The organism is Paludibaculum fermentans (genome assembly GCF_051172195.1).
Taxonomy (GTDB): Bacteria; Acidobacteriota; Terriglobia; order Bryobacterales; family Bryobacteraceae; genus Paludibaculum; species Paludibaculum fermentans_A.
On record NZ_JBPJAQ010000002.1, the window covers coordinates 20088 to 46695 of the forward strand.

Below are 26608 nucleotides of genomic sequence, written 5' to 3' on the forward strand. Positions count from 1 at the left end.
GCTAGGAGAGATCCATTGGGACGACACGACAACGACCGCCTGCAGGGCACGCTGGACCTGCTGGTGTTGAAGGTGCTTGCCAGCCGGGGCCGGACGCACGGTTACGGCATCACGCTCCAGATCCAGCAAATCTCCAGGGAAGAGCTGCGCGTGGAAGAGGGTTCGCTGTACCCGGCGCTGCACCGGATGGCGCAGGACTCGCTGATTTCGGCTGAGTGGGGGACCACGGAGAACAAGCGCCGCGCCCGGTATTACGAGATCACCCCGGCCGGCCTGGAGCGGCTGAAGCAGGAAGAAGAGAACTGGGCACGGCTGACCTCGGCCGTGGCGCGGTTCCTGCAGTACGCCTGATTGCGAGGCAAAGAGAGGAGAACCCGATGCCCTGGTGGAGCAGAATTGCCAACGTCTTCCGCCGCGATGCGAGCGGACTGAATTCGGAACTCGACGAGGAACTGCAGGCGCACATCGCGATGCGGGCGGATCAATTCATGGAGGAGGGCGTTCCTGCGGCGGAGGCACGGCGGCGGGCGGAGCGGCTGTTCGGCAATACGCTGCTGGTGCGGGAGCGGACTCGCGATGCGGATGTGGCGCAGTGGCTGGACGCGCTGCTGCAGGATCTGCGCTACGCCGTGCGGATGATGCGGCATTCGCCTGTGCTGACGGGCGTCATCGTGCTCTCGCTGGGGCTGGGGATTGGCGCCAACACGGCCTTCTTCACGCTCACGAATGCGCTGCTGCTGAAGCAACTCCCGGTGAAGGATCCGGCGCGGCTGGTGAGTGTTGAGATTGGGCGGCCGGGCGAGGCGCGCTGGGGCGACAGCTTTACGAATCCCACCTGGGAGGAGTTCGACAGGCGCCAGGACATTGCCAGCGGTGCGTTCGCCTATGCCGCGCAGAGTTTCAATGCCGGGGCGAGCGGCGAGACCCGCATGATCACGGGGGCCATCGCGAGTGGCCGCGTGTTTGAGACTCTCGGTGTCGAACCCGTGGTGGGGCGGCTGTTTGCTGGCAGCGACGATCGGCGTGGCGGCGGTTCGGATGGGCCGGTGGCTGTGTTGGGCTACGACTATTGGCAGCGCGCCTACGGCCTGGATCCTTCCATCGTCGGGCGCAGCATCCTGCTGGATGGCAAGCCGTACAAGGTGGTTGGCGTCGCTCCGGAATCCTTCTATGGGATCTATGTGGGCCAGCGCTTCGACGTGATCGTGCCGCTGGGTACGGAGACTTACCGGACGTCCGATCCCAAACTGTTGGACGCGCGGTCAACCTGGATAGTGAGCATCGTGGCCAGGCTGAAGCCGGAGTGGACCCAGGCGCGTGCGAACGAGCGGCTGAAGGCACTGGCGCCTGGCATCTTCGAGGCCACGGTGCCGCCCAACCGGCCGCCCAAGATTGTGCAGGATTTCCTCGCGAACCGGCTGCGCGTGACGGACGCGGCTCGCGGGCTTTCGGCCGTCTCTGACTCGATGCGCAGCGCGGTGCTGCTGTTGAACGGCTTCGTGGCGCTGGTCCTTTTGATTGCCTGCGCGAATGTCGCCAACCTGCTGTTGGCGCGCGCCACGGTGCGGGCTCGCGAGTTCACGGTCCGCATGGCGCTGGGCGCGTCTCGGGGCCGGTTGTTGCGGCAGTCGCTGACAGAGAGCCTGCTGCTGGCCTTGGCCGGGGCGGCGCTTGGTTTGGGTATCGCACAGCCGGCGGCCCAGGCGCTGGTTTCGATTTCGGGGCGGTCGACGGCCCAGATGTCGCTGGACCTGGCGCCCGATGGGAGGGTGCTGCTGTTCACCACGGCGATTGGCATTTTCTGCGGATTGCTGTTCGGCATGGCTCCGGCGTGGCGAGCGGCGCGCAACACGCTGCTGCCGCGGATTGCGGGGACCGCTGGAGACGGTAAGGGGCGTCTGCGGGCAAGCCTTGTCTCGCTGCAGGTGGCCCTGTCCGTGGTGGTGCTGGTGGGCTGCGGGTTGTTCCTCTCGTCCTGGCAGAACCTGAGCAAAGCGAGTCTGGGGTTCGATCCGAACCATGTGGTGCTGGCCAAGGTGGATTTGGGCACGCTGACGCTGGACCAGGACCAGCGGGCGGAAGCCGTGGAGGACGTGCGGAGGCAATTGCGGAGTGCCCCGGGTGTTGAGGAGGCCAGCGCTTCGATCCTGACACCCATGGGGTCGGGCATGTGGAGTTCCCTCATCGTGGGCGACGATGGGAAGGGCGGACGGCGCGAACACGAGATCTACTACAACGCGGTCTCGCCGGGGTTCTTCCGCGCGCTGGGCACGCCGCTGCTGGCAGGCAGGGCGATTGAGGCTGGCGACCGCAAGGCCTCGACGCAGGTTGCGGTGGTGAATGAGAGTTTCGCCCGCCAGGTTTTCGGCGTCGGCAATCCGGTTGGCCGGTACTTTGAAGAGGGCGTTGCGGCGAGTAAGACGGGGTTCGCCACACAGAAGGTACAGGTGGTGGGCATCGTGCGCGACGCCACGTATCGCGATTTGCGGCAGGCGCCTCCGCCGACGATGTACCGGCCCCTGGCGCAGGCCCGTGCGCTGCCGTATGTGACGTTTGCCATACGGGGTCCGGGTGAGGTTGAACAATTGATTCCGATTGTGCGGGCCGCGTTTGCGGCCACCGGGAGCCGGTTCTCCTATACCCTGCAGACCTACCCGATGCGGATGCGGGACGCCATGGTGACGGAGCGGCTGCTGGCGGCGCTTTCCACGCTGTTTGGGGCGTTGGCGCTGGGCCTGGCCGGGATGGGGTTGTATGGAGTGCTGGCCTATTCGGTGACGCGCCGCAGTGGCGAGATTGGGATCCGCATGGCCCTGGGGGCGACGGCTGCGCATATTCGCAATTGGGTGCTGCGGCAATCCGGCATCACCGTTTTGACCGGGTTCGCGGCCGGACTGCTTCTGGCCCTCTGGCTGGCGCCGGTCGCCAAGACGCTGTTGTATGGCGTCAAGACCTCGGACTGGCGCGTCTACGCAGCCAGCCTGGCGACACTGCTGGCGATTGCGTTTACGGCGAGCTATCTGCCGGCCCGGCGGGCGACGCGGTTGAATCCCGTGCAGGCGTTGCGGCACGACTGAGCGGCGCTAGAATGGAGCGAGTCTTTTTTACTGGAGCCCCTGACTATGAAACCACTCGCCTGTCTTCTGCTCGCGCTGTGCGGAACCCTTTCCGCGCAGAACGCGCCTTCCGTGAATAAGCTGTACGACGGCCAGTTCTCGTCGATTGAACGTGAACTGGTGCCGCTGGTGGAAGCCATGTCTGAAGCGCAGCTGAACTTCGTTCCGGCCAAGGGCGAGTTCAAAGGAGCGCGCACGTTTGGCCAGCAGGCTACGCACGTGGCCGCGGTCATCTACGCGGTGGCGGCGAAGATGCTGGGCGAGGCGAATCCCATCGATATGGGCAAGGCCGAGAACGGGCCCGCGACGCTCAAGACGAAGGCCGAGATCGTGAAGTTTGTGAAAGACGCCTTTGCCTATGGGCACAAAGGGCTGGCTACGGTGAACGACAAGAATCAGTTGGAGATGATCGCGTCGCCGTTTGGGGACGGCAAGATGCCGCGCGGTTCGGCGGCGTCGATCCTCACCTGGCACAGCTTTGACCACTATGGGCAGATGGCTGTCTATGCGCGCCTGAACGGGGTGGTGCCTCCGGCCAGCCGCGGGAACTAGAATCAGTCATGCCTTCGAATAAACTGCGCTGGGGCGTGCTCGGCGTGGCAGGGATTGCTGTCAAAAAAGTGATCCCGGCTATGCAGAAGTGCAGCCTGTGTGAGATTGCCGCAATCGCTTCGCGCGATTTGGAGAAGGCACGGGCGGCGGCGCCCGGGCTGGGGATTGCCAAGGCCTACGGCTCGTATGAAGAGCTGCTGGCCGATCCAGAGATCGACGTCATCTACAACCCGCTGCCGAATCACCTGCATGTGCCGTGGTCGATCAAGGTCATGGAGGCAGGCAAGCACGTGCTGTGCGAGAAGCCTGTCGGCCTGTCCACGGCGGAGGTGCGCGAGATGATTGCGGTGAGGGACCGCACTGGCAGGATGGCGGGTGAGGCGTTCATGATCCGCACGCATCCGCAGTGGCTGCGCGCTCGGGCGGTGGTGGAGTCCGGCGAGATCGGCGACCTGCGCGGGGTGGTGTCGTGGTTCAGCTATACGAACCGCGATCCGAAGAACGTGCGGAACGTGGCGGGGTGGGGCGGCGGCGGATTGATGGACATCGGATGCTACGGCATCTTCTCGGCTCGGTTCCTGTTTGGCGAGGAGCCGAAGCGGGTGTCGGGGACACTGGAGCTCGATCCGGATTTCCAGACCGACCGGTTGGCCTCGGCTGTGCTGGATTTCCCGTCCGGGCAGGCAACGTTCCTGTGTTCGACGCAGATGGTGCCGGGGCAGCGCGTGCTGGCGTTCGGGACGAAGGGACGGATCGAGATCGAGATCCCGTTCAATGCTCCACCGGATGCGCCGTGCCGCATTTGGGTGGACGGGCGCGAGGAGTTGTTCGAGGTCTGCGACCAGTACACCTTGCAAGGTGATGCGTTCAGCCGGGCGGTGCTGGGCGAGGGGCCTGTGCCTGTGCCGCTGGAGAACTCGCTGGGTAACATGGCGGTGATCGACGCGATTGTGGAGTCGTCGAACAGCGGGCGCTGGGTGGACCTCGCGTAGTCTCCGTGCTCGGTTAGCCACCTCGATGTTGACGCCGCCGGGCCTCCGCGGAGATTGCTTGACAAAGCCGGGCTGTCCATGATTCCATCAGATTGCTACCCTAGTAATCTGATTATATGGCCGCGGGCCAGCGAATGGCGGCAGAACCTGGATTGCGCCGGTAGCCAGCTGTACGAACACGCAGGAGGCCATCGTGTCCTGGCTAACGAGATTCAGGAATGCCCTCGATTCGAGTCGTCTGGACGATGACTTGGCGAATGAGATGCGCGACCACATGGAGCGGCGCGCCGCGGATCTTGAGGCGCGAGGTCTCAGCAGTCCAGAGGCTCGGCGGCGGGCGGCGATCGCTTTCGGGAATATGGCCCGTTTGCGGGAGGAGAGCCGGGAACTGAAGCTGTGGGCTGCCTTCGAAACCACCTTTCAGGACCTGCGCTTCGCATGGCGCGGCCTGTTGCGAAACCCGGTGTTCGCGGTCACCACTGTCCTGTCGCTTGGCTTGGCGATTGGCGCCAACACGGCGATTTACTCGTTGATCAACGCAGCCTTGTTGCGCCCGTTGCCGGTACCAGAGCCAGACCGGTTGATTACGCTGACGGCCTCTAGCGGTAGCCTGGCTGGGATCTGGCAGGCCGGAGACGGTGACCTGTTCAGCTACCTGCTCTACGGCGAGCTTCAACAGGCGGCTGGAGACTCGGCCAGGCTGGCGCTGCTCAACTCGCCCAACCGTGTGGAAGCCCGGGCTTTCGACTCGAGCCAGCCTTACGAGGAAGTGACGCTGCAGGTGGTGTCGCCGAATGCCTTTGAGGTATTGGGTGTGTCCCCGGCGGTGGGACGGCTCTTCTCCGTCGAGGAGGATCACTATCCGTCGCCCCGTGCCGTGGCCGTATTGAGCCATGGCTACTGGGTGCGCCGCTTCGGTGCCGATCCCGGCGTGATCGGGCGGAGATTCGTTGCGGACGGCCGGACCTACACGATCCTCGGCGTGACCAGCCGGGGGTTCTCGGGGGCGGAACCGGGCAAGTTTGTCGACGTGTGGCTGCCGGTCACCGTGACCGATCCGGGTGTCCTCACAAATCCCGCGATCAGAATGTTCCATCTCATGGGAAGGCTTGGTCCACACGCTACCGCTGAGCAGTTGGCCGCCCGCCTGCAGCCCACATTTCGCCGTCACCAGGAGGCCCGGATCGGTCCTGAAGCGAGTATTGCTGCCGCCGTACGGGAGCACCTGCGGGAGATGGTTCTGAAGGCGGGCTCTGGAGCGACGGGGATCTCCTCATTCCGGCAGGCGTTCGCGCGGCCACTGTGGATCTTACTGGGGATTTCCGCCTGTACCCTGTTGATCGCCTGTGCCAATGTTGCCAGCCTGCTGCTGGCGCGCTCCACCGCGAGATCGGCAGAGATGTCCCTGCGCGTCTCGTTGGGAGCGCGGCGTGGGCGCCTGGTCCGCCAACTGCTCACGGAAAGCCTGCTGATTTCGATGGCGGCCGGTCTGTGTGGATGGGCGCTGGCGTGCGTGGCCGCCCCGGCGCTGGTGGAGTTGGTCTCGACCAAGGCGAACCCCGTGCGGCTGGAACTGGCCCTGGATCCGGGCGTCCTGCTGTTCTGTGCCGCGATCTGTGCGCTGGCGACGTTGTGCGTCGGCCTGCTGCCGGCACTGCAGGCAACGCGGACGGTGTCCATGTTCACGCTACGCCACTCGGGCGGGCATGGTGGACGGCTCCGGTTGGGGCGCCTGTTTGTGGGTATGCAGGTCGCGTTCGCGTTTTGCCTGGTGACGGGTGGCGCGGGCTTCCTGTACAGCTTGCGTAATCTCGTGACCGTCGATGCAGGCTTTGATTCGAAGGGGGTCACGGTCCTGGCGATGACCAATACATTGCAGCGGGACCGCCAGTTCGCATTCATGCAGGAGTTGCGGCGGCGGACCTCTTCGCTGCCGGAGGTGCAGGGCGCGGCCACAGCCTGGATGGCGATCTTCTCCGGAGAACGCCGGGCCCAGAGGGTGGTGGTCGCCGGTCAAAGTCCATCGGAGCGGGAGGAGACGTTCTACCGGGTCTCGCCCGGCTATTTTGCGGCGCTGCGCACGCCGCTGGTGAGTGGACGCGACCTCTCGCTGCAGGACAATGACAACGAGCCGGTGGCGACGGTGGTCAATCGCGCCTTCGCGCGAAGGTACTTCGGCGGCGAAGCGGTGCTGGGCCGTGAGTTCCAGCGGGACGACGGCGTGCGGCATCAGATTGTGGGGCTGGCCGCCGACTCGCATTTTGGCAGCCTCCGAGGCGGCCCCGAACCGATCGCCTACATGCCGATGAAGCCACCGAGGGCGTTCACCTTGTATGTGCGCTCGTCGCTGGATCCGGGCTCGGTGGCGACGATGGTCGACCGGGCAGCGCGCAGCTTGGGCTCCGGGCTCAGAGTGAGGGACGCGACGACCCTGGATGCCCTGGTGGAGGGCACCATCCTGAAAGAGCGGCTATTGGCGTGTCTGGGCGGCGCGTTCGCGCTGCTGGGGCTCATGCTGGCGGCGATCGGCCTGTTCGGGCTGTTGAACTACTCCGTGACGCGGCGGACCAACGAGATCGGAGTGCGGACCGCCCTGGGCGCGCGCCGCTCGGCGATCTACGGCCTGGTGCTGCAGGACCTGGCCGGGATGGTGGGTGGCGGGATGGTGGTTGGGCTTGCCGGCTCGCTGGTGCTGCTGCGCTTCACGCAGTCGTTGCTGTTTGAGGTGCGTACGTTTGACCCACTGGTGATCGGCACGGCCATGGGGGTCTTCACGGCGGCGGCAGTGATTGCCGGGGGCTTGCCGGCCCGCCGGGCAGCGGCCATCGATCCCATGGTGGCGCTGAGGCACGAATAGCCGCTGAATAGAAAAAGGCCAGCCCTGTGGGGGACTGGCCTTTTCACTATCGAGTCACAGTAACGTGACAGTTTTCAGCGGAGTTAGTCGCCGAGGGCGCCCGTGGTCTCTTCCGCCTTCGGAGCGGCCGGCTGGATGCCGCCGATCTGAACCAGGTTCGACTCGGGTTCCTTGAGGACGTGCTTCTTGTAGAGGTCCATCATCTTGGCGTTTTCGGCTTCCTGCGCCAGGCGGAGTTTCTGGTCGCGGGAGCGGATCTTCTCTTCGCGCGCCGTCTTGGCGATGCCGAGGTTGTCGAGGTCGTGCTGAACTTCGTTGGTGACGAGCTCTTCGCGCAGAACAAGGCGGTGGTCGCTAGTGTTGAGCTTGACGTTCTTGCCGCCGGCGAAGATTTCGTGACGGCCGTGCTCGTCGTACCACTTGGTGAGCGTGGCGGTCATGTGCATCTTCTCGACGATATTGCGCCAGCCCACGCCGGTGTTATAAGCGCAGAAGCTGATCTCGCCTTCCTGCGTGGCGTAGGGGATGATGCACTGTTCGGTACGGCGGAAGTCGTAGTTGAACAGATCCTGGAACCACATGCCGGCGATGAAGAGGAAGTTCCAGCGATCGCGGCGGCGCTTCTCGATGTCGGTGAGGGTGCGGTCGCCCTTGACGCTGCCGTAGTTGCGGCCGGTGGCGCCGAAGGTCTTGTCGAATTTCTTCAGCAGGTCGGACAGCTTGAAGTGGGTGGGCGACTGGAAGGGGTCGTAGTTGCGCATCAGGGCGAGCGCCATGCCGGCGACGGAGAGCTTCCGGCCGCGGGCGGCGTCGTTGACGCGGGCGATGTCCTTGGAGAGGCGGTCACCGTTCAGGAACTTGGTCACCGGGACCGATTCCTTGGTTTCCTTGTCGACCATGACGGCCATGCCGATGCCGCAGTTCGGGTGGCAGCCGCAGCTCAGCTGGCCCCATTCGGCCTGGGGTCCATGAATCAGGTCGGCCCAGTCGGAGAACGTGGACATGAACGAGATCGGATACCAGTCGCGGGTGGGTTCGCCGATACCGGTCTGGTTCTTCACGTCGTGCGCCAGGTGCGACAGCGTGTAGCGCTGGGCGGCGCGGCGATCTTCGGTGACGGCTTCGTCGCGGCCGGTAAAGGAGACGGGCTGGAAGCTGAGGAAGGAGATCTTCCTCGGGTTGTCCAGGGCGAACTGGACGACGCGGCCCACCTGCTCGTTATTGATGCCGTTGATGATGGTGATGACGGGGACGATGTCGACGCCGGCCGAGTGGAGGTTCTCGATGGCGCGCAGCTTCACGTCAAACAGGTTGCCGACGGCGCGGTGCGAGTTGGCGGCATTGCCGACGCCGTCGAACTGGAGATAAGCGTAACGGAGGCCGGCTTCGGCCGCCTGCGCCGCGAATTCCTTCGACTTGGCGAACTCGATGCCGTTGGTGGCGGCCTGAACCGAGTTGTAGCCGACCTTCTTGCAATAGCGGACCGCGTCCAGGAAGTAAGGCGAGAGCGTCGGCTCACCACCGGAGAACTGCACCGACATCTGGCGCCGGGGCTTGATCTTCAGGGCGTTGTCGAGCATCGTCTTGATGTCTTCCCAGCTGAGCTCGTGGACGAAGCCAACCTGGTTGGCGTCCATGAAGCAGGGGTCGCACATCATGTTGCAGCGGTTAGTGAGGTCGATGGTGAGGACCGAACCGCGGCCGTGGGTGATGGTGGATGAGCCGTGCTTGTGCAGGTCGGCGTCATTGTGGGCGCGGATGTCGCGGCCGGGGAAGACGTCTTCGAGGTGCTTGAAGAACGCCGGGTCGATCGCCATCACGTCTTCAAAGTGACCGTGGATGGGGCAATCCTTGACCATCAGGATCTTGCCGTCGCGTTCAATGATCTGGGCCTTGATCTCGCCAGGCCGCTGATTCACCAGGATGCTGACATCCTTCTTGCCGTCGATGATCTCCTGACGAACTTCAGGAATGCACTTGGGGCAAAGCGAATCGGTGGTACGGGGCCAGCCCATCTTGGGCTTCATCTTCTCGTAGGACTTCAACAGCGGCTTTTCGGACCACTTCGGCGTGAAGCCGGGGTTCGGGCTGATCTGGTTCAGGGAATCGAAGATCTGCCAGGCAGCCTTCGCCGCCAAGGTTGCTGCCTTCTCCACGTACTTGATCGGCTTGTGCATTTTTTGGATGGACTCCTAATATCGTTTGGAGGACGCTAAGCGCTACGCACTTCTAAAACTTGTACTTCCGCGGAAAGTTCACGCGGCTTTGCTCAATAAGATTGTATGCAGGATCCTTCATAGAGACTACGGCTCTCCATTGAACTGTGCCGTTTGACGCCTGGATGGGGATTATGGAGGTTAAACGGGAAGGTTCAGATTCTGGTGCTAGCCAAGTGTCTGACGCCCCGGCATAGTAGCATGATTCGAGAGGAGATACCGCTGATTCCCAAGACTCCGGACCGGGCCAGTTTTGCCGCCGCCGCCCAGCGGGCGGGATTTGCCCTGCACGGCGTGGCCGACGCTGCGGTCATGGCGGACTATCCCATTTATCAGCAATGGGTTAGCGATGGTATGGCGGGCCCGATGGGCTACCTGGCCGATCACCGGGGCGCCCTGCGGGCTGATCCGCGGACCCTGATGGCTTCGGCACGGTCTGTGCTGTGCCTGGGGCGGCTCTACAACACCGACGGACCAGCCAGCAGCGCTGTTTCCCGCTATGCCTGGGGGGCTGAGGATTACCACGACGTGCTGCGGCGGTCGCTGCAGGCGATGGTGGATGAACTGTTGGAGGCATGGGGCCCGTTCGAGTACAGAATCTGCGTGGATACGGCTCCGCTGCTGGAACGGTCGCTGGCGCGGGAGGCCGGACTGGGTTGGATTGGACGGAATACTTGCCTGATTAACCAGCCGGCGGGGTCGTGGTTCTTCCTGGGCGAAGTGCTGATTTCCCTTAAACTTACGGCGGATTCTCCGCCTCCGGACCGGTGCGGGACCTGCCGGCGCTGCATCGACGCGTGTCCCACGCAAGCTTTGGTGCCGGACGGTGCGGGCGGGTGGCGGCTGGATGGCCGGTTGTGCATCTCCACCTGGACGATTGAGCAGCGCGGGGTGCTGCCGGAAGAGCAGCGCGCGGAGTCGGGCGGGCATGTGTTCGGGTGTGACATCTGCCAGGAGGTCTGTCCGTGGAACCGGCGGGCTCCGGTGACGGACGAGACGGCGTTCCAGGCGGTGAATGGGGGTACGGCACTGGCGGAACTGGCCGCGCTTTCGCCGGAGGAGTTCCGGGCGCGGTTCCGGAAGACTCCGCTGTGGAGAACCAAGTATGCCGGCTTGCTGAGGAATGTGGCCACGGCGATGGGGAATTCGAGGGATCCGAAGTATCGTGAGCATTTGCAGCGGCTTAGCGCGAGCGAAGACGACGCAGTCAGGGCGCATGCGGAATGGGCGTTGTTGCGTCTGGAGGCGGAGCGGTGACCGGCGCCCTGGCTTTTCTGCTGCTGGCGCAGGCGGCTCTGTGGCCCGATATGGACCCGATGGTCCAGAAAGGGTATGACCACTTCTACAACCTGGAATACCTGGAGGCGATTGCGAGCTTCCAGAAGGCGGTGGAGGCGGCTCCGGCGGATCCGGACCGTCGAAACCACCTGGCGCAGGCGGTCCTGTTCAGCCTGATGTTCCGCGCCGGAGCGCTGGAGACGGAGATGGTGACTGGCGGGAATCCGTTCCTGCGGCGGCCCAAGATGGAGCCGGCTCCGGCGGAGGAGAAGCTCTTCGATGATTCACTGGCGGAGTGCATACGGTTGTCGAAGGCGCTGCTCGAGAAGAATCCGAATGATACGAAAGCCCTTTACGCGCAAGGAGTTGCCTTGGGGTTGCGTGGCACCTACAACTATCTTGTCAAGAAAGCCTGGCTGGACTCGTTGAAGGACATGACCGCCGGCCGGAAACTGCACAACCGGGTGTATGAGCTCGATCCCTCCAATGTCGATTCCCTGATGATGCAGGGCATGCACGACTATGTGGTTGGTTCTCTGCCGTTTACCTACAAGGTGCTGGGTTTCCTCGCCGGGTTCCACGGCGACCGGGAGAAGGGGATCCGGACGGTCAGGATCGTGGCGGAGAAGGGCAAGTACAACCGGGTGGATGCCGAGATCCTATTGGGGATCGTTGCGCGTAGGGAGCGCCGGCCGGGCGACGCGTTGAAGATCTGCGAGAAGCTGCGGTCGCAGTTCCCGAGAAACTTCCTGATTCTATTCGAGTTGTCGCAGATGTATGCGGACCTGGGGGACAAAGACAACGCCTGGAAGGCGCTGGACCGGGTGGAGGAACTGAAGAAATCGGATGCGCCGGGTTTCCACTCGCTGCCGTTGGAGCGGATCGAGTTTGCACGGGGGAACCTGCTGTTCTGGTATGACGATCCGGAAGCGGCGATCGTACATTTGCGGAAGGCGACGGAGCGGGCCCAGTTACTGGATCCGAACTCGGGGGTAACGGCTTGGCTGCGGTTGGGGCAGTGCCTGGACCTGAGGGGGCGGAGGGCGGAAGCGAAGGCGGCATACCGGTCGGCGATGGAGTATTGGCCGGGCTCGGAGGAGGCTAAATCTGCACGGAAGTATCTGGATAAGGTGTTCACAATAAACGAAAAGAGGGCAATGACCGGTTGACAACCCGTGTTACACTCTCAAGCCATGGGAATGCTCGCAGAGTTTAAAGAGTTTGCCCTGAAGGGCAACGTACTAGACCTGGCAATTGGTGTCGTGATCGGCGGAGCTTTCGCCAAGATCACGGCATCCTTAGTGGAGGACATCATCAACCCGCTCATTGGGCTGGTGTTGGGCGGGGTGCAGGGGGATCTGGCCTCGCGTTACATCGCGCTGGATGGGAAGACCTACGCCAATCTGGCGGAGGCGAAGAAGGCCGGGGCGGCGTTCTCGTACGGCAACTTCCTGAACATCGTCATCCAGTTCATCATCGTGGCCTTCGTCATCTTCATTGTCATCAAGCAGATCAATCGCTTCACGCGGATGCAGGGCGACAATCTGCCCAAGTAAGCGCTTTACCAGGGTGGCCGCCGGATCGCTACCATAGGAACAGATGTTTCTGTTCGCTCCGGCGGTCATTCTCAGCGCATTCCTTCTGTTCCTAATCCAGCCATTGGCCGGCAAGCAGATGCTTCCGTTGTTTGGAGGCTCGGCCGCGGTCTGGAGCGCCTGCCTGCTTTTCTTCCAGTTCGCCCTGCTGGCGGGGTATCTCTACGCCCATGCGATCACGCGCTGGCTGCGGCCGAAACACCAGGCGATCTTTCACGGAGCGGTGGTGCTGGGGTGCCTGGCGGCGCCGCGGGCTGAGTTGTCGACCGGCAGCGGCTCGCTGCACCTTATCTACGCTTTAACCACGACGGTGGGGCTGCGCTACCTGCTGCTTTCGGCGACGAGTCCGCTGCTGCAACACTGGCATGCGACGTTGAACCCGGGCGGCCGGTCTTACCGCTTGTCGGCGTGGTCGAACGCGGCCTGTGCCGGCGCGCTGCTGAGTTTTCCCCTGTTTTGGGAGGCTCGATTCGGCGTCAGGGAGCTGGTGCGGTGGTGGGGCTGGGCGTTCGCGGCGGAAGCGCTGTTGCTGCTGCTGGCGGCGGCGGTGGTCTATCGATCGGGCGCAACGAATCCTCCGGTGGGCCTGATCAGCGGCACCTCCTGGCGGATGCGCGCGCGCTGGCTGGCGTGGCCGGCGCTGGCCTCGGCGTTCCTGATGGCGACGTCGACGCACCTGTGCCAGATAGTGGCTCCGGCGCCGTTGTTGTGGGTGGTGCCGCTGCTGGTCTACCTGATGAGTTTCGTGGCGGTCTTTGAGCGCGAGTGGTACCGGCCTTCCTTTGGCAGTGTGATGGGGTTGACCGGGTTGCTGATGATGGCGGGCGCGATGTTGTACCTGGACCTGCAGGCGGCGCTGGCGCTCAAAGTCATGCTGTATGCCGGCGGCCTGTTCGCTCTGTGCCTCTTTTGCCACGGTGAACTCGCATCGGTGAAACCGGAGCGGGAGCGGATTACGAGCTATTGGACGCATGTGGCGGCGGGTGGCGCGTTGGGTTCACTGGCGATCGCTTTTGCGTCGCCGATGCTGCTGCGGGGCTACTTTGAACTGCCTCTGCTGATGGCGGCGGCCGGCGCGCTGTGTTTCTGGCGGATGCGGCGGCTTTCGCGGTTTGTGCGGCAAGGCGCGGCGATCGCGGCGGTGCTGGCGGCGACTCCGGCGCTGGCGTTGGTCACGGGCTACTACTCCGGCCTGGTGGAAGCGGGCCGCAATTTCTACGGAAGTTTACGGATTCTGGACGAGCCGGCGCGGGCGGGCCGGCCTCCGCTGCGGAAGATGCTGAACGGGCTGGTGACGCACGGCACGCAGTTCCAGGCTCCGGACCGTGAGATGGAGCCGACGACGTACTACGGCCGGATGAGCGGCGCCGGGCTGGAACTGTCGCGCAGCGGCGGGCCGCGTCATGTGGGCGTGATCGGGCTGGGCGCGGGCACGCTGGCCGCCTATGGCCGGACGGGCGACCGGTTCCGGTTTTACGAGATCAACCCGCTGGTGATCGAGATCGCGCGACGGGATTTCACTTATCTGCGCCGGACCGAGGCGGAGGTGCAGGTGGTGGAGGGCGACGCGCGGCTGACGCTGGCGCAGGAGCAGCCGCAGAAGTTCGACCTGCTGCTGGTGGATGCCTTTTCGGGCGACTCGATTCCGGCGCATCTACTGACGCGTGAGGCATTTACGGTATATCGCCGGCATCTGAAGCCGGATGGGGTGCTGGCGCTGCACGTCTCGAACCAGTTCCTTGACCTGGAGCCCGAGGTGAGGGCACTGGCGGCCGATGCGGGGTTGAACTGCAGCCGGGTGGCGAACTCGGCGCAGCCGGAAGCCGGTGTCTTCGGCGCGGTTTGGATGCTGGTGCACGGTCCGGCGCGGACGGGCGACGCGGGCCGGGGTTTTCCGGTCTGGACCGACGATTGGAGCTCCGTTCTGGCCGTGTTGAAGTAGGTTGCGTGAGGGGAGTTGCCCCTTATCCGGGGACTCGACTTGCATTGGCCCCACCTTTTCAGGCAATCTGAAAGGTTTCTCTTTCCTCTCATCGGACATTCGTGATTGGGGAGGGTCCGACAGGCGGATTCATGAAGCTTCGAGTTCTATACCACGACCATTGTTTTGACGGCGCGGCTTCGGCGGCTTTCTTCAGTCGTTTTGCGGGGGAGCGCTTTTATCCGGGGGCGGAGTTTGCGTACACAGGCATGGCGCACAAGGCTTCTCAACTCTTTGAGGACTCCTTGTTCGATGGCGACGAAAACGCCATCGTGGACTTCAAATATTCGAACAACGACCGGCTGAGCTGGTGGTTCGATCATCACCAGAGCGCATTTCTTTCGCACAGCGACCAGTTGGACTATGAGTCGAAGAAGGACCAGCGGCGGTATTACTTCGACCCGACCTACCGGTCGTGCACCGAGTTCATCGCGCACGTGGCGAGGACTACGTACGGCTACGAGGCGGTGGACCTGGCCGAACTGGTGCACTGGGCCGGGATCATCGACGGGGCCTTGTACAAGAGCGCGGGCGAGGCTGTGGCGATGGCGGAGCCGGCGATGAAGCTGACACTGGTGATTGAGGCCTCGAAGGGCTCGGAACTGGTACAGCGTATCATCCGCATGATGCAGACGAAGAAGCTGTCGGAGATCATGGCCGACCCGGAGATCTGCGCCACCTTCCAGCCGTTGCACGAGCGCCATGTGCGTTCGATCGACGTGATCGGCCGGCTGGGCCACTGCACGGACGGGGTGATCTACTTCGACGTGGCCGATTACGACATGGAAGGGTACAACAAGTTCGTCCCTTATTCGCTGTTCCCACAGGCGACGTACACAGTTTCGGTGAGCCTGGCGAGTTTCCGGACGAAGGTGAGCGTGGGTTCGAATCCGTGGGCTCCGGCTGAGCCGACGCACAATCTGGCGACGATCTGCGAGCGTTACGGCGGCGGGGGGCATCCGCGGGTGGGCGCCATCAGTTTCGAGCCTTCGCAGGTGGAAGAAGCGCGGCGCGTCGCCAAGGAGATTGTCCTGGAATTGCGGAGTTAGGCAGGCGGGGGCAGTTTACAGGCGGCCGGGCCCAGATGGGCGCGGTGGCGTACGATGAGGCGGTAGACCCAGCGGGTGACGGGCTGCAGGGCCTGGAGGATGGCCGCTTCGCCGCGATGGCCGGAGGCGCGCAGCACCGCTGTGACGGCGCGGCTGCCGCCCAGGACCTCTCCCCCGGCGTCGATCCAAAGGACCTGCTGGAGGGCGGTGGCGCGGACGGAATCAGGAAGTTCAGAGAGTAGAGATTGTACCGGCTGAGCCGAGATAGGGTGCACGCTGTGGCGGTGGAGCCACTCCACCGAAGCCGCGCAGAACCCGCAGTCCCCATCCCAGAGGAGAACATTCCGGACCGCGCTGACGCGGCAGCCCGGGAACGTCTCGGGTACGCTCATCGGCTGGCTGATTGGATGCGCACGAGCGGTTGTTCAGGCTGTTGCTCGAAGGGTCGAGTGTCCGGCAGGGTCTGGGGCGAGCGCCACGAGTCGAAGTAAGAGACGTAGTGGACGCAGCTGACGGTGCAGTGCGGCGAGCAGGCCTTTTCGGTATTGTACTCGCGGCGGATGTCGGAGACGGTGTATTCGCTGAGCGGCTTGGCGGGGTAGCCCCGCTGCTGGCTGCAGTAGTGGACGAGCCCGTCTTCGCAGACATAGATGTAGCGGGCGCCTGCACGGCAACGCCAGTCGTTGGGTTCACCGTTGGCGATCTTCTCCTGGAAGAAGCTCAGTTGGGAGAAGTTGCGTTTTTCCAGGGCCTTCACGGCGAGGTAGATTTCTCGTTCCTTGGCCGACAGCGGCTTCAACTGGCCGCCACCGTCGTGAATGATGCCAATGGTGGAAGAGAAGCCGAGCTGGATAGCGCGCTTGGCAATGACGAGGGCTTCGTCAGGGTTCTTGATGCCCCCGCCCACCACGGAATTGATGTTCACGTGGAAAATGGCGTGCTGGGCCAGAAGCTGGAGCTTTTTGTCGAGGACTTTGAGGCTCTTCTTCGACACGTCGTCCGGCATGACGTTGTCGATGGAGATCTGCATGTGGTCGAGCCCGGCGTTGTTGAGTCGCTGGATGCGTTCGGCCGTCAGCAGATAGCCGTTGGTGATCAGCCCGGTGACCGCCCCGGTGTTGCGGATGCGGCGGATGATCTGGTCGAGTTCAGGATGGAGCAGCGGTTCACCACCGCTGATGGTGATGATGCTGGTACCCAGGCGGCCGAGGTCGTCGACGCGCTGCAACATCACTTCGGTGTCGACGGGCTTGGAGAAGTCGTCGTACTCGTTGCAGTAGGTGCACGAGAGGTTACAGCGCCGAATCGGGATGATGTGCGCCATGATGGGGTGGTCCTTATGGACGGCGCCCCATGCGATCATCTTCAATTCGCGCAATCTACGTTTTAGAGCTGCCCAGTCTCGGCGGGCCCGGAAGCCGTGGTCCGACATTTTCTAATGCCTATTATCCACGATGCACCGAAAATGTCGTAGGATTCCACAGCGAGCCGTTCAGAAGGGTGGGCGAATGGTGCAAATCGAGGGCTGAGATGCACCACCCACCGGTTGAGAGGGCACGTTACTGCTTGGGCGGCTCTTTCTTCTCTTCCTTTTTCTCGTCCACAACGTCGCCGAACGTGATGGTGGACTCGGCCTTGAACTGCTTGTAGTCCTTATAGGTCAGAATCATCTTGATGGGCACCGGACCGGACTCGAAATTCAGGGTATCGTTCGACACCGTGTAGGTGGGGAACCAGTATTTGCCGTCGATCTGCTCGCGATAGGTTTCGAACTTGGGGAAGCGCTGATTCGTGAGGCGCTTGCCAACACCGGTGCCGCGGCCGTAGGTTTTGACGATCTGCATGTCGCGGTCGTCCACCCAGATGAGGCCGGCGAAGTAGCGCTGGCCCTCGATCATCTTGCGCGGCTTCACGGCGAAGCTGAAACAAGTGATCTCATCCACGTTTTCGCGGCCCAGGTAGCGGATGCTGTAGTTCGGGAGATCCTTCGTAGTGAGTACGAACGGCTGGACGTTGCGGATATCCTGCTCATCTTCGGGGGTGAACTGGACCATCTGGAGGGTATTCATGGGCGCGTAGGTGACGCGTTCCGTGCGCTTGCCGTCGGAGGTGAAGACGATGTCGGCCTCCATCTCCAGCTTGCCGGCCGAGCGTCCGCCTGGTCCGAGTTCATCAAACCGGTACTTCTGGTGATAGGTGTAGCGCTCGCGGGCCTGCTGGAATTCCGCTTCCTTGGCGGCGAAGCGGTTGATGATCTCCTGGACTTCCTGTTCGGAGGGTTCCTTGTTCTGGTCAACGGCCCAACCGGGCATAGTGAGCAGCAATCCGAGCATCAGGTAGCGCATCTGAAATCCCTCTTCTTAATGATGGCGTCAGCGGGCAGCCGGTTACGAGAGAAGTTGCTTGGCAATGGTGAGCATCTGCATGTTGCTGGTGCCCTCATAGATTCGTCCGATCTTCGCGTCGCGGTAGAGCTTTTCGACCGGATAGTCCTTGGTGAAGCCGACTCCGCCGAAGATCTCGACGGCGCGGGAAGCCACGGTTTCGGCGACCTGGGACGACCAGTACTTGGCCATGGCCGCCTCCTGCAGGAAGGGCCGGCCGGAGTCGCGCAGGCGGGCGGCGTTATAGACGAGCAGGCGCGAGGTTTCGACGTCGGTAGCCATGCGGGCGAGATCGAGTTGGATGGCCTGGAACTCGGCAATGGCTTTGCCAAACTGCTTGCGCTGTTTGGCGTAGGCGATGGCATGCGTGAGGGCGCCCTGGGCGAGCCCGGTCATCTGGGCGCCAATGCCGATGCGGCCCTCGTTGAGCGTCTCGATGGCGATCCTGTAACCCTTGCCGATTTCGCCCAGGATGTTGGCCCGGGGGACGCGGACGGAGTCGAGAATGAGCTCGCAGGTGGACGAGGCGCGGATGCCGAGCTTGTCCTCCTTGCGGCCGACTGTGAAACCGGGCATGTTCCGTTCGACGATGAAGCAGGTGATGCCCTTATAGCCCGCTTCGGGGTTGACGGTGGCGAATACTAGGTAAAGGCCGGCTTCGTAGGCGTTTGTGATCCAAAGCTTGCGGCCGGTGACGAGGTAATCGTCGCCGTCGGCAACGGCGCGGGTGGTGAGGGCGAAGGCGTCCGAGCCGGCTCCGGCTTCCGACAGCGCGTAGGAGGCGGTGGTGTCCGTGGCGAGGCGGGGCAGCAAGCGGCGTTTCTGCTCGGGGGTGGCCCAGCGCACGACCGCGTTGTTGACGAGGGTGTTCTGGACGTCAACGATGACCCCGGCGCTGGGATCGACGGCGGCGATCTCCTCGATGGCGATGAGGGCCTGGAGGAATGTTCCACCCTGGCCGCCGTACTCTTCCGGAATCTCAATGCCCATCAGTCCGAGTTCGAAGAACTGGGTGAGCAGGCGCTTGTCGAAGAGGCCGGCGTCGTCCATTTCACGGACCTTGGGTGCGAGTTCCTTGCGGGCGAATTGGCGTATGGTGTCGCGGAACAGCTGGTCGTCGTCGCTCAGCACGGTGAGCGGACGAACCGCAGGCTCGGTCGTCATCCCCTGGTTCGACATGCAATCATTAAACCATGTCTATCAGCCTGGGTCCCGACTGGAAGGCGCTGGCGGCGGCGCAGAAACTGGAGCTATCGGAGCAGTCCGTGGCGCGACTGGAAGAGCTGGGCAAGACGATGCTCGGCCTGCGTGGAATGATCGATTGGACCGAGGAACCGGCCCAGATTTTCCAGGTTCTGGAAGTGTCCGAGGGGGATGCGGAATGACGGCACTGGAAGCCGCTGAGGCGCTGCGGGCGCGCAAGGTCAGTTCCGTGGAACTGACGGTGCAGTGCCTGGCGCAGATCGAGAAGTTGAATCCCACGTTGAACGCCTTCATCACGGTGACGGCGAATACGGCGCTGGCTGAGGCGCGCAAGGCGGACGAGGAACTCTCCCAGGGCCAGGATCGCGGTCCGTTGCACGGCATTCCGGTCGCTCATAAGGATTTGCTGTGCACGAATGGCGTGCGGACGACCTCCGGCTCAAAGGTGTTCTCCAGCTACATTCCGAACTTCGACGCGGCGGTGGTGGAGCGCTGGCGCGAAGCCGGTGCGGTGATGCTGGGCAAGACCGGATTGCACGAGCATGCCTACGGCATCACGTCGACGAATCCTCACTTTGGGGCGATCCGGAATCCCTGGAATCCGGAGTGCATTCCCGGTGGGTCGTCAGGCGGTTCGGCCGTGGCTGTGGCGACAGGCATGGCGTTGCTGGCGACGGGCAGTGATACGGGCGGATCGATCCGGGTGCCAGCGTCATACTGCGGCCTGGCGGGCATCAAGGCGACGTTTGGGCGAGTGTCGAAATTTGGCGCCCTGCCGCTGGGTTTTACTTTGGACCACATCGGGCCGCTGGGCCGGACGGTACGGGACGTGGCGGTCGCGCTGCAGGCCATGGCCGGGTATGACCACCGCGATAGCACCACGGTCAGCCGGCCGGTGCCCGATTATCTGCCGCCGGTGGGTGAGATTTCGCTCAAGGGCGTCAAGATCGGCATGCCGTTGAACTTCTTCTACGAGAAGCTGGACCCGCAGGTGGACAACGCCGTGCACTTCATGGCGTACACGGCGCAGGACCTGGGCGCCGAACTGGTGGACGTGCGGGTGCCGGATGGACGCCAGTTGAATACGGTGGCGCAGGTGACCCTGTTGGCCGAGGCTGCGTCGGTGCACGAACCTTATATCCGCAAGCAGCGGGCCTCGTATGGCGACGATGTGCGAACCCTGATCGACATGGGCCGCGTGCTGCCGGCCACCGACTATCTGCAGGCGCAGCGGCTGCGCAAGCGGATGCTGGGCGTGTATCAGAACATTCTCAAAACCGTGGATTGCCTGCTGGTGCCGAGCACCGCGATCTTTGCTCCCAAGATCGGGCAGACCGAGATCGAGATTGCCGGTGCGATGGAAGATACGCGTCTGGCCAGCACCAAGCTGGTGCGTGGTTTTAACGCGCTGGGGCTGCCGGTGGTGGCACTGCCGGCGGGGTTCTCCAACGCCGGCTTGCCGGTGGGCTGCCAGTTGGTTGGCCGTGCCTGGGGCGAGCGCAGCCTGCTGAGGATTGCCGCGGCGCTGGAAGACCGGGCGCCCCACTACAAGCGGACCTGGCAGGGTTAAGCCCGGCGGAAGGCGGCTTTGCGAGCCGGAGTCATCTTCTCCGTAGCGTACTGGTAGATGACGCGCGGCGCCTGATCCTTGAATTCGAGCAGCAGGGCCTCCACGGGCTTCGGTTCCCGCTTCCAGGTTTCGCGCAGAAACCAGCCAAGTCCCTGTTGGACGACACGCTCAGGGTCGAGCATGAGCGGCCGGATGAAGGCGAGCAATTCCGCGGTCGGTGCTGAAGTCTTCAGCAGAGAGAGCATGGCCACGGGGACGGCACGGCGCTGAAAGCGGGCCGATGACTCGCGCCAGGTGTCGAAGTCCTGCAAGGCCAGGCGGCCGGCGGCCAGGGCGGGGGAGAGCACTTCCGCGCAAAGCACGTCGACATGCGCCCAGTTGCGTATGCCGGCCGCGAACCAGCGCGCGATCCCAGGCATGACCCGGGCATCGACCTGCCCGGAGAACGACTTCAGAAATCGAATGGCCAGGCTTCCTTCTTCGAATTTGCCGCTGGTGAAGAGATCCTCGCCCAGATGCAGAAAGCCTTTGAGACCCAGGTCTGCGTGTGCTTCCAGCCAGGCGGCCTGTTTCTCGTTGAACAAGGGGTGGTTCTTGTCGAGAAGGCCCCAGGCGTCGTAGCCCTCCTTGAAATAGCGAGCGTATTTAGTAGCGAGAGCGGGGTTGGCGTTGGCGGCACAGTAGGCCCGGATCTCCGCGGCCAGTGCGGCCACCTCGGCAGAATGATGGTTCTTCGCGGACATGGCGATCTTAAGATACTAAAAACGAGCCGGGATGAGAACACCACGAAGCCGCGGTCCTCAATCGAGTCTCGACTTGCAGGATTCCCTCTGCTAAAGATGAGCCATGCTACGCAGGTCCATGTTGACAGGATTGGCTGCCGTGGCCGGGTCGCGGAGCGGTATCGCCGCCGCGAGCCAAGCCATTCAGGATGGCACGGCACTGAGTTCCGAGGTGGTGGTGGACCGGCCGCCGGGCGGCAAGCCTCATGCCGGCAAGGTGCTGGCGGCCATCCAGCCGCACTGCGACGACATCCCGCTGTTTGCCGCGGGGGCGGTGATCCGGCTGATCGATGAAGGCTATACGGCCCACTTGATCCGGGTGACCAACGACGATATGGCCGGGCCCGGAACGACGGGCAACACGGTGCTGGAGAACGAACGCGACAACCAGGCGGTGGCACGCGCACTGGGGTGCCAGCGGGTATTCGATCTCAATTACAGCAATCACCAGATGGACCAGGAGTCGCGGCTGGAGATGCGGGCGCGGTTCATCTTTCTGTTCCGCCTGCTCCAGGTGGATACGGTCGTCTGTTACGATCCGTGGGGCCACTACGAGGAGAATCCCGACCATGCGGTGACCGCCCAGGTGGTGGAAGCGGCGTGCTGGATGGCGGGCGGCGCTAAGGATTATCCTGAGCATTTCGCCGCCGGATTGCAGGCGCATGGCGTGCGGGAGAAGTACTACTTCGCACGCGGTCCGCAACTGGTGAACCGGGTGATGGACATCAGCTCCGTGATCGATCGGAAGGTGGCGGTGAACCGGCTGAATGTCACACAGGGGCCGGCCGGACAGTCTGGTGCGGCGCTCCGCAAGAGTTTGGCGGCGCGCGGGTTGCGGATTCCGATGCTGGGCGATGATGACGAAACGGCCGCGAACAACTATGTGAAGCACTATGTGCTGCAGCGCGACAAAGAGGTGGGCGCGCGGCATGGGTTGGCGTTCGCGGAGCCCTACCATTACATCGGGCCTCCGGCCTTGTCCGGGGAAGACTTCATCCGCAAAAACGCCGTGCCTTTGCGCTGACAAGCCGCATTAATTTGCTGGCGTCCAGATCCAATTCCAATTGAGACTCGTATCGAGTGCTGAAAGGAGTTGGCCATGACATCTACGACGACATCGGTCGAACTGGTTCAGTCGCTTTTTGAAGCATTTGGAAGGGGCGACATCGGATTTATCCTGGAGCGGCTTACGCCGGATTGCAGTTGGTCCGTGCCGGGCGCGGGCTATGCGCTGGGTGGCGAGTATACGGGGCCCGAGGGCGCCGCGGAGTTCTTCCGCAAGCTGCACGAGACGGAGGAAATGCTGCGATTCGAACCCGGCCAGTACTTCACCAATGAGGATGACGTAGTGGTGCTGGGGTTTGAAGAAGCACGCATCCGGGCCACGGGCAAACAGGCTGCCAGCCGGTGGGCCATGGTCTTTCGCGTGGTGGATGGGAAGGTGTCGTCCTGGTCCACGCACTTCGACACCGAAGCGTACGCGGAAGCGCACCGGCCGTAGAGGGTGAGAGGGAGAGGGGCCGGGACGCCTCGGACGGTGTCCCGGCACGGTTTGCGGGCTACTGGATTTTGAGCGCGAAGGCGAAGTCGCCGGGCTTCTCGTCCGGCAGTTCCACCTTCAGGCCCTGCGGGGTCTGGGACCACTTCAGGTTGGCCTTGGATCCGAGCAGGGAGACCGATTTGATCTTCTGGTCGGCTCCAATAGTCTTCACGGTCATAGTTTTGCCAGGCCATGCGAGGGCGATGGCATACAGCGTGCTGCCCTTGGTGGTGAACCGGATGTCCTCGCCGGTGAACGGCTTCTGCTTCCGATCGGTGAAGCCGCCGGTGAGCACCTGGGTCGGACCCTCGCCGAACACTTTGTAGGGACGCGTGCCGTAGATCGCTTCGCCGTTCGTGTCCAGCCACTTGCCGATGGAGAGCAGGATGCCCTGCGCCTGGTCTGGAATGGTGCCGTCGGGTCGCGGTCCGATGTTCAGCAGCAACACGCCATTCTTGCTGACGATATCGACAATGTCGTCGACCAGCGAATCCGGCGTGCGGAACTCTTCACCGTCGATGTAGCCCCAAGACTTCAGGCCGATGGACGTATCCGTCTGCCAGAGATAGGGGCGGGTGGCGTCGAGCTTGCCGCGCTCGATGTCGAGCACAGCGGCCTTATCTGGGAACGACTTGTTCTTGTAGTTGATGGCGACGCCCTTCTTCCACTCCACGCCGCGGTTGTAGTAGAACGCCGCGAACTTCTGCAGGTAGGGCTGCCAGGCGGGCTCTTCAATCCACCAGTCGAACCAGATCACTTCGGGCTGGTATTTGTCGACCAGTTCCGTGGTGCGGGCCAGCCAGTCTTTCATATGGGCTTCGCTGGGCTGGTTGTCCTGCTTCGCACCGGGCAGGCGCTTGGGCTGGGCCGGGCCGTAGAGGCCGAGGTTCTTGGGGTCTTTCACGTCGGAATCGAACTTCATGCCGCCGTCGAAGAACCACCAATGCTCGGCGCGGTGCGACGATGCGGTGAAGTGCATGCCCTGCTTGCGGACTTCCTTGGCGAGGTCGCCGACCACGTCGCGCTTGGGCCCCATCTTGGCGGCATTCCAATCGGAGAGGTCGCTGGCATACATCTGGAAGCCGTCGTGGTGTTCGGCCACGGGCATGACGAAACGGGCTCCGGATTTCTTGAAGAGCGTCGCCCAGGCCTGCGGATCGTACTTTTCGGCCTTGAACATGGGGATGAAGTCCTTGTAGCCGAACTTCGATTGTGGGCCGTACTTCTGGACGTGCTGCTGGAACATCTTGGTCTTGCCGTCCTGCAGGTACATCTCGCGCGGATACCACTCATTGCCGAAGCCCGGCACGGAGTAGACGCCCCAGTGGATGAAGATGCCGAACTTGGCGTCGGCATACCAGGTGGGGACCTGGAACTTCTCCAACGACGCCCAGTTGGCCTGATAGGGGCCCTTGGCGATGACCGAATCCACCCGCTTCATGGCGGTGTCGATCTTCTGTTCGTAGGTTTGCGCTTGCCCTGCCGTGCTAAACAGGGCGGAGGAGAGCAGGAGTATGGCGAGTCGGTTCATAGCGGATCTACCTTCCCATCCAGCCGCCGTCGACGACGAGAATCTCGCCACTGACGTAGTTGGACGCATTGGACGCGAGGAAAACGGTGGCGCCCATGAAATCTTCGGGCTGGCCCCAACGGCCTGCGGGGATGCGAGCGAGAATGGCCGGATTGCGCACGGGATCGGCCCGCAGCGCGGTGGTGTTGTCGGTGGCGATATAGCCCGGTGCAATGGCGTTCACGTTGACGCCCTTGCCGGCCCATTCATTCGCCAGGGCCTTGGTCAACTGGCCTACGGCGCCCTTGCTGGCGGCGTAGCCGGGCACGGTGATGCCACCCTGGAACGTGAGCAGCGAGGCAGTGAAGATAATCTTGCCGGAACCGCGCGCCACCATGTGTTTGCCGATCTCACGGGCCAGCGTCCACTGGGCGTGCAGGTTGGTGTTGATCACCTCGTCCCAGTACTCGTCCGGGTGCTCGGCCGCGGGCTTGCGCAGGATCGTGCCCGCGTTGTTGATGAGGATGTCGATCACGGGGTGTTCCGCATTCACCTGGTCGGCGAAGGCCTGCACCGCGGCGCGATTCGAGAAGTCGCAGGTGTAGGCCGAGAACTGGCGGCCCAGGGCCGTCACCGACTGTTCCACAGCGGAGCCCGAGGGCTCCAACGTCTTGCTGACGCCGATGATGTCGGCGCCGGCTTCGGCCAGGGCCTGCGCCATGGCGCGCCCGATGCCGCGTTTGCAGCCTGTGACGAGGGCTGTCTTCCCGTCGAGTTTGAAGAGGTCAAAGATGGACATGGCTGTTTATAGAGTTAAGAGCACTGGATCAGGACTTTCATGACGGCGCCGCCGCGCTCCATCTCACGAAAGCCGGATTCGAGGCCTTCGAGCGGAAGCACGCGCGTGATGATGCGATCGAGAGGCAGGGTGCCGGAGGCGGCGAGGGCGATGGCCTGCTCGAAATCCTGCGGCTCGTAGACGCGGGCTCCGATGAGGCGCAGTTCCCGCCAGAAGAACTGGAACAGCGTAACGGGCACCGGTTGGGAGTATATCGCGACCATGACGATGCGGCCGCGGGTGCGGGGCAGTTTCGTCATCATTTCAGCGGCTGCCGGGACTCCGGTCACTTCGAAGACCACGTCGGCGCCCGCACCGCCGGTCTGGCTGTTCACAAACTCGACAAGATCGAGTTCGGTGGGATCGACGGCTTCCAGGCCGAGTTCGCGAGCCAACGTAAGGCGGAAGGGATTGATCTCCGAGATGAGGACGCGGGCTCCGGCGGCGCGCGCGACCAGGGCGATCAGCATGCCGATGGGTCCACCGCCCTGCACCACCGCGTACTCGCCCGGCTTTACCTCGCCCAGGCGGACGTCATGGCAAGCGACGGCGATGGGTTCGATCAACGCGCCCTGTTCGAAGCCGAGGTTCTCCGGCAAACGGTGGAGCGTGTGCGCAGGCACGGTCCACAGCCCTTGCATCGCGCCGGGCGTGTCGATGCCGATGAACTTCAACTTCATGCAGATGTGATTGTGACCGGCCAGGCACGCCGGGCAGGCGCCGCAACTGTCGAGGGGCCGGACGGTGACGCGGTCGCCCACGGCCCAACCGGTGACGCCTTCGCCCAGGGCCAGCAGCGTGCCGGACATCTCGTGGCCGATGATCTGCGGCATCTGAACGCGGTGGTCCATCTTGCCGTGGAAGATGTGAAGGTCGGTGCCGCAGATGCCGCAGTGGGAAACGCGGATCTGGGCTTCGCCGGGACCGGGCGCCCGCGGCGTGGAGTCCCCGATGGAGATGTGTTCGTGGCCGTGATAGAAAGCGGCTTTCATAGTGCTGGGTCCTGTTGGATTAGCGTTACAGTAAACGGCATTCTATCAGTTGACGGACGTCCGGGTATCGCGCGATCTGTCGAACAATAGTCAAAGTTACCGATAACTTAGGATAGTTGCCGATTGTCATCGAAAAGTCAAGCAAATCCGCTT

22 protein-coding genes and 1 pseudogene are annotated in these 26608 nt (G+C 63.2%); 14 read left to right on the forward strand and 9 right to left on the reverse strand.

Features of this window, described 5'->3' with window-relative positions; all coding sequences use genetic code 11:
• The first annotated feature begins 15 nt into the window (after positions 1-15).
• The 5 genes from ACR9Y2_RS26825 (at position 16) to ACR9Y2_RS26845 (ending at position 7517) form a co-directional block, all read left to right on the forward strand.
• Positions 16-351 carry a PadR family transcriptional regulator gene (locus tag ACR9Y2_RS26825; protein WP_435044932.1) on the forward strand — a complete coding sequence of 112 codons (336 nt, stop codon included), beginning with the start codon at positions 16-18 and terminating at the stop codon, positions 349-351.
• A gap of 26 nt (positions 352-377) precedes the next feature.
• The gene (locus tag ACR9Y2_RS26830) at positions 378-3077 is read left to right on the forward strand and encodes an ADOP family duplicated permease (protein WP_435044933.1); all 2700 of its coding nucleotides are present in this window, start codon (positions 378-380) and stop codon (positions 3075-3077) included.
• Positions 3078-3122: 45 nt separating this feature from the next.
• Positions 3123-3668, forward strand: coding sequence for a DinB family protein (locus tag ACR9Y2_RS26835; RefSeq protein ID WP_435044934.1), 546 nt, complete (start codon positions 3123-3125; stop codon positions 3666-3668).
• A gap of 8 nt (positions 3669-3676) precedes the next feature.
• Positions 3677-4660, forward strand: a complete 984-nt coding sequence (locus ACR9Y2_RS26840; RefSeq protein ID WP_435044936.1) for a Gfo/Idh/MocA family protein — start codon at positions 3677-3679, stop codon at positions 4658-4660.
• 193 nt (positions 4661-4853) lie between these two features.
• The gene (locus tag ACR9Y2_RS26845; protein WP_435044938.1) at positions 4854-7517 is read left to right on the forward strand and encodes an ADOP family duplicated permease; all 2664 of its coding nucleotides are present in this window, start codon (positions 4854-4856) and stop codon (positions 7515-7517) included.
• An 83-nt stretch (positions 7518-7600) separates the two neighbouring features.
• On the opposite strand, the gene ACR9Y2_RS26850 is transcribed toward ACR9Y2_RS26845, so the two are convergent.
• Positions 7601-9694 carry a radical SAM protein gene (locus ACR9Y2_RS26850; RefSeq protein ID WP_435044939.1) on the reverse strand — a complete coding sequence of 698 codons (2094 nt, stop codon included), beginning with the start codon at positions 9692-9694 and terminating at the stop codon, positions 7601-7603.
• A 240-nt stretch (positions 9695-9934) separates the two neighbouring features.
• Here ACR9Y2_RS26850 and queG point away from each other — a divergent pair, with 240 nt between their 5' ends.
• The 5 genes and pseudogenes from queG (at position 9935) to ACR9Y2_RS26875 (ending at position 15636) form a co-directional block, all read left to right on the forward strand.
• On the forward strand, positions 9935-10990 hold the full coding sequence (gene queG / locus ACR9Y2_RS26855) for a tRNA epoxyqueuosine(34) reductase QueG (protein ID WP_435044940.1): 1056 nt from the start codon (positions 9935-9937) through the stop codon (positions 10988-10990).
• A complete protein-coding gene (locus ACR9Y2_RS26860) occupies positions 10987-12180 on the forward strand; it encodes a tetratricopeptide repeat protein (protein WP_435044941.1) in 1194 nt (397 codons plus the stop codon). The genes queG and ACR9Y2_RS26860 overlap by 4 nt, the downstream gene beginning before the upstream one ends.
• 30 nt (positions 12181-12210) lie before the next feature.
• A pseudogene (mscL, locus tag ACR9Y2_RS26865) lies at positions 12211-12546 on the forward strand (large conductance mechanosensitive channel protein MscL); the annotation flags it as partial.
• Between the two features lie 64 nt (positions 12547-12610).
• Positions 12611-14548, forward strand: coding sequence for a spermidine synthase (locus tag ACR9Y2_RS26870; protein ID WP_435044943.1), 1938 nt, complete (start codon positions 12611-12613; stop codon positions 14546-14548).
• Positions 14549-14679: 131 nt separating this feature from the next.
• Entirely contained in the window at positions 14680-15636 is a 957-nt protein-coding gene (locus tag ACR9Y2_RS26875) for a phosphoesterase (RefSeq protein WP_435044945.1), read from the forward strand.
• Here ACR9Y2_RS26875 and ACR9Y2_RS26880 read toward each other — a convergent pair.
• The 4 genes from ACR9Y2_RS26880 to ACR9Y2_RS26895 form a co-directional block, all read right to left on the reverse strand.
• On the reverse strand, positions 15633-16028 hold the full coding sequence (locus tag ACR9Y2_RS26880) for a thiol-disulfide oxidoreductase DCC family protein (protein ID WP_435044947.1): 396 nt from the start codon (positions 16026-16028) through the stop codon (positions 15633-15635). The genes ACR9Y2_RS26875 and ACR9Y2_RS26880 overlap by 4 nt on opposite strands.
• Positions 16025-16999 (reverse strand): radical SAM protein, encoded by a 975-nt coding sequence (locus tag ACR9Y2_RS26885; protein ID WP_435046334.1) that lies wholly within the window; start codon positions 16997-16999, stop codon positions 16025-16027. The genes ACR9Y2_RS26880 and ACR9Y2_RS26885 overlap by 4 nt, the downstream gene beginning before the upstream one ends.
• A gap of 196 nt (positions 17000-17195) precedes the next feature.
• Entirely contained in the window at positions 17196-17981 is a 786-nt protein-coding gene (locus ACR9Y2_RS26890; protein WP_435044949.1) for a hypothetical protein, read from the reverse strand.
• 42 nt (positions 17982-18023) lie between these two features.
• Complete coding sequence (locus ACR9Y2_RS26895) at positions 18024-19184, reverse strand: acyl-CoA dehydrogenase (protein WP_435044951.1); 1161 nt, start codon at positions 19182-19184, stop codon at positions 18024-18026.
• Positions 19185-19213: 29 nt separating this feature from the next.
• On the opposite strand from ACR9Y2_RS26895, the gene ACR9Y2_RS26900 reads away from it, so the two are divergent.
• Both ACR9Y2_RS26900 and ACR9Y2_RS26905 read left to right on the forward strand, forming a co-directional pair.
• The gene (locus ACR9Y2_RS26900; protein WP_435044952.1) at positions 19214-19405 is read left to right on the forward strand and encodes a hypothetical protein; all 192 of its coding nucleotides are present in this window, start codon (positions 19214-19216) and stop codon (positions 19403-19405) included.
• On the forward strand, positions 19402-20793 hold the full coding sequence (locus ACR9Y2_RS26905) for an amidase (RefSeq protein ID WP_435044954.1): 1392 nt from the start codon (positions 19402-19404) through the stop codon (positions 20791-20793). The genes ACR9Y2_RS26900 and ACR9Y2_RS26905 overlap by 4 nt, the downstream gene beginning before the upstream one ends.
• Here the strand turns inward: ACR9Y2_RS26905 and ACR9Y2_RS26910 are convergent.
• A complete protein-coding gene (locus ACR9Y2_RS26910; RefSeq protein WP_435044955.1) occupies positions 20790-21536 on the reverse strand; it encodes a DNA alkylation repair protein in 747 nt (248 codons plus the stop codon). The two genes, ACR9Y2_RS26905 and ACR9Y2_RS26910, sit on opposite strands and share 4 nt — an antisense overlap.
• Positions 21537-21639: 103 nt before the next feature.
• On the opposite strand from ACR9Y2_RS26910, the gene ACR9Y2_RS26915 reads away from it, so the two are divergent.
• Positions 21640-22599, forward strand: a complete 960-nt coding sequence (locus tag ACR9Y2_RS26915) for a PIG-L deacetylase family protein (protein WP_435044957.1) — start codon at positions 21640-21642, stop codon at positions 22597-22599.
• Between the two features lie 75 nt (positions 22600-22674).
• On the forward strand, positions 22675-23076 hold the full coding sequence (locus tag ACR9Y2_RS26920; RefSeq protein ID WP_435044959.1) for a nuclear transport factor 2 family protein: 402 nt from the start codon (positions 22675-22677) through the stop codon (positions 23074-23076).
• Between the two features lie 58 nt (positions 23077-23134).
• Here ACR9Y2_RS26920 and ACR9Y2_RS26925 read toward each other — a convergent pair whose 3' ends face one another.
• From ACR9Y2_RS26925 to ACR9Y2_RS26935, 3 genes are read right to left on the reverse strand one after another with little or no spacing between them, the layout of a single operon-like run.
• Entirely contained in the window at positions 23135-24715 is a 1581-nt protein-coding gene (locus tag ACR9Y2_RS26925; RefSeq protein ID WP_435044961.1) for an alpha-L-fucosidase, read from the reverse strand.
• Complete coding sequence (locus tag ACR9Y2_RS26930; RefSeq protein WP_435044962.1) at positions 24654-25424, reverse strand: SDR family oxidoreductase; 771 nt, start codon at positions 25422-25424, stop codon at positions 24654-24656. Before ACR9Y2_RS26930 ends, ACR9Y2_RS26925 begins: the two co-directional genes overlap by 62 nt.
• A gap of 14 nt (positions 25425-25438) precedes the next feature.
• Positions 25439-26455: a zinc-dependent alcohol dehydrogenase gene (locus ACR9Y2_RS26935; protein ID WP_435044964.1), complete on the reverse strand. Its 1017-nt coding sequence runs from the start codon at positions 26453-26455 to the stop codon at positions 25439-25441.
• Positions 26456-26608 lie beyond the last annotated feature (153 nt).